The sequence below is a fragment of the Dietzia sp. E1 genome, assembly GCF_014145015.1.
Taxonomy (GTDB): domain Bacteria; phylum Actinomycetota; class Actinomycetes; order Mycobacteriales; family Mycobacteriaceae; genus Dietzia; species Dietzia cinnamea_A.
Window position 1 is genome coordinate 1 of record NZ_JAALDU010000335.1, and the last position, 3,304, is coordinate 3,304.

Genomic DNA, 3,304 nt, shown 5'->3' on the forward strand with positions numbered 1-3,304 from the left:
GAGCAGCTCCTCGTCCACGCACGCCTGCTGGACGGCCGCCGCCAGGCGCGCGGCCTCGAGCGCCCCGGCGCTGCCGGCGGGCGCGGTGGGATCGCCGAACTCGACACCCAGCATGAGCCCGGTCCCGCGGACGTCGCAGATCTCGCTCACGTTCGCCAGGCTACGCCGCAGTCCGTCGAGGAGCTGGGCTCCGCGCTCGGCAGCGCACTGCACGAGGTTCTCGCGCTCGACCACCCCCAGCGTGGCGACCCCCGCTGCGGCCGCCACGGCGTTGCCGCCGTAGGTGCCGCCCTGGGAGCCGGGCCAGGCCTTGGCCATGAGCTCGGTGGGTGCCGCGATCGCGGAGATGGGGAAGCCGGAGGCGATGCCCTTGGCGGTGATGATGACGTCCGGGACGAGGCCGTCGGTGTGCTGGTGGCCCCAGAAACGGCCGGTGCGCCCGATGCCTGCCTGGACCTCGTCCAGCACGAGCAGCGCGCCGATCCGGTCGGCGCGTTCGCGCAGTCCCTGCAGGTAGCGCGGGGGAGTGGCCATGTACCCGCCGTCGCCGAGGACGGGCTCGATGAGGAACGCCGCGATCTCGCGGGCGTCGACGCGGGTGGCCATGAGGTAGTCGAGCTCGGCCAGGGCGAAGTCCACGGCGTCGTCGGTGGTCCACCCGTGGCGCAGCGCGTGGGGGAACGGGGTCATGACCACGCCGCTCATGAGCGGCGAGAAGCCGGCGGAGAAGCGGGTCCCGGCGGTGGTGAGGCTGGCCGCGGCCACCGTGCGCCCGTGGAAGCCGCCCTGCACCGTGACGATGTTCGGCCGGCCCGTCGCCATGCGCGCCAGGCGGACCGCGGCCTCGACGGCCTCGGAGCCGGAGTTGGCGTAGAAGACGGAGTCGATCCCGGCGGGCAGGTGCTCGCCGAGCTTGGCGGTGAGCTCGAGCAGCGGCTGGTGCATGACGGTCGTGTACTGCGCGTGGATGATCTTCCCGCACTGCTCGCGCGCGGCCGCCACGACGTCGGGGTGGCAGTGCCCGGTGCTGGTCACGCCGATGCCGGTCGTGAAGTCGAGGTAGTCGCGGCCGTCGGTGCCGTGGATCCACGAGCCGAGGGCGTGGTTCACCACGACGGGCGTGGCCTGCTTGAGAAGGGGCGACAGGTGCGCGGTCATGCGGTCAGTGTGTGGCCGCCCCGGTCGATTGTCAACAATCCGACGATTGCGGGTTCCCGCCGCGCGGCCGCGTTACGGTGTCCCCATGACGCCGCATCCCGATCCCGACCGCGCCGCCCGCCCGACCGTCGTCGTCCTCACCGCCGACGGCGTCGCCCCGCCCTCCACCCTCGAGGAGATCCGCGACCTCGCCGACGTGCGCGAGTGCACGGCCGACACCCTCGCCGACGCGCTCCCGGGCGCCGAGGTGTTACTCCTGTGGGACTTCTTCTCGGAGGCGCTGGCCTCCGCCTGGCACGCCGCGGACTCGCTGCGCTGGGTGCACGTGGCCGCCGCCGGCGTCGACAAGCTGCTGTTCGACGAGCTCCGGGACTCGGACGTCCTGGTCACCAACGCCCGCGGAGTGTTCGACGGGCCGATCGCCGAGTACGTCCTGGCCTGCGTCCTGGCGCACGACAAGCTCCTGCACCAGACCGAGGCCCTGCAGCGCTCGGGGGTGTGGCACCGCCGGGAGACCACGCGGGTGGCGGGCCGGCGCGCCCTGGTCGTGGGTACCGGCGGGATCGGCCGGGCCACCGCGCGGCTGCTGCGGGCGGTCGGGCTCGACGTGGCCGGGGCGGGACGTCGACCACGCGACGACGACGAGGACTTCGGCCGCGTCCTGGACTCGGCCCGCCTGGTCGACCATCTCGGCGACGTGGACCATCTCGTCATGGTGGCGCCGCTGACGGAGGCGACCCGGGGGATGCTGGGGCCCGCGGAGCTCGCCGCACTTCCCGACGGCGCACACGTGGTGAACGTGGGCCGCGGACAGCTCATCGATCAGGACGCCCTCACGGCCGAGATCGCGGCGGGCAGGCTCTCGGCGCACCTGGACGTCCTCGTCGTCGAACCCCTCCCCGAGGGCGACCCGCTCTGGACGCTGGAGGGCGCGCACATCAGTCCCCACATGTCCGGCGACGTGGAGGGCTGGCGCGACACGCTCGCCGTCCAGTTCCGCGACCATCTGCGCACGTGGCTCGCCGGCGGCGAGCCCGGCCCCGCCGTGGACAAGAGTCGAGGATACGTCAGCGGTTGACGGGTTGTCCGAGGTCGTCGACACGGATACGGTCGGCCCCACGAGGGCGGCACCCCTCGTTTTCCCGAGTCAGCCGGGGTTTCAGGCTGAGGAGAGAAAGGAGTCGTAGTGACCATTGCCGTTGATGACTACCAGACCCGCGTGACCGGGCGCCCGGAGATCGTCGAACGCCGAGACCCCGTCATCTGGGGGAGTAGCCGGGATCCCGAGGTCCTCGAGTTCGAGGAGAAGGGATACATCCAGCGCGAGGGCGCCCTGGACGCCGCGCGGATCGACGCCTGCTGGGAGGAACTGCAGCGCTTCGGCGACGATCCCGCGATGAAGGACGATCCCCGGATCATCCGCGAGGAGGGCAGCCAGGCCGTCCGCTCGATCTTCGACGTTCACGAGCTCAGCGAGGTCGTGTGGGAGGCCGTCGAGCAGTCGGGTGCGATCGATCTGGCCCGTCAGATCCTCGGATCCGACGTGTACGTCCACCAGAGCCGGCTCAACTACAAGCCGGGCTTCGCCGGTGGCGCGTTCTACTGGCACTCGGACTTCGAGACGTGGCACGCCGAGGACGGCATGCCCAAGCCGCGGGCCTGCAGTGCCTCGATCGCGCTCACGCCCAACGAGACGTACAACGGTCCGCTGATGATCATGCCGGGCACGCACAAGTACTACGTCCAGTGCGCCGGCGAGACGCCCGAGGACTACTACAAGGAGTCGCTCGTGACGACCGCGCCGAAGGTGGGCGTGCCGTCCGAGGAGCACATCACGGAGATGTACCGCAAGCACGGACTCGACGTCCTCACCGGTGGTGCGGGCTCCATGACGATGTTCGACTGCAACGCGCTGCACGCCTCGGGTGGGAACATCACCCCGCTGCCGCGCGCCAACGTGTTCATCGTGTTCAACAGTGTCGAGAACGAGCTCGTCGAGCCGTTCGCGGGCACGCCGCCGCGCCCGGACTTCCTCGCGCGTCGGCCCTGAGCCCGCTCACGCGCTGACGTCGGGCAGGCCGGCGTCGTCCCGGGCGTCCCGCCCGTCCACACCGCCGCCCGGGGGGTCGAGACCGACCTCCCGGGC

Annotated in this window: 3 protein-coding genes; 2 read left to right on the forward strand and 1 reads right to left on the reverse strand. The window is 71.7% G+C overall.

The genetic code is table 11. The features are described 5' to 3' along the window. The coding region (locus G6030_RS11300) for an aminotransferase class III-fold pyridoxal phosphate-dependent enzyme (RefSeq protein ID WP_182643192.1) at nt 1–1,158 on the reverse strand (1,158 nt) is incomplete at its 3' end. An 85-nt stretch (nt 1,159–1,243) separates the two neighbouring features. On the opposite strand from G6030_RS11300, the gene G6030_RS11305 reads away from it, so the two are divergent. Both G6030_RS11305 and thpD read left to right on the forward strand, forming a co-directional pair. Next, complete coding sequence (locus tag G6030_RS11305; RefSeq protein WP_182643193.1) at nt 1,244–2,236, forward strand: D-2-hydroxyacid dehydrogenase; 993 nt, start codon at nt 1,244–1,246, stop codon at nt 2,234–2,236. A 108-nt stretch (nt 2,237–2,344) separates the two neighbouring features. Beyond that, nucleotides 2,345–3,208: an ectoine hydroxylase gene (gene thpD, locus G6030_RS11310; RefSeq protein WP_182643194.1), complete on the forward strand. Its 864-nt coding sequence runs from the start codon at nt 2,345–2,347 to the stop codon at nt 3,206–3,208. Nucleotides 3,209–3,304: the final 96 nt, after the last annotated feature.

What these genes read in the sequence shown, in the direction of transcription:
- G6030_RS11305 (WP_182643193.1), top strand. Translation starts at nt 1,244, where the DNA reads ATGACGCCGCATCCCGATCCCGACCGCGCCGCCCGCCCGACCGTCGTC.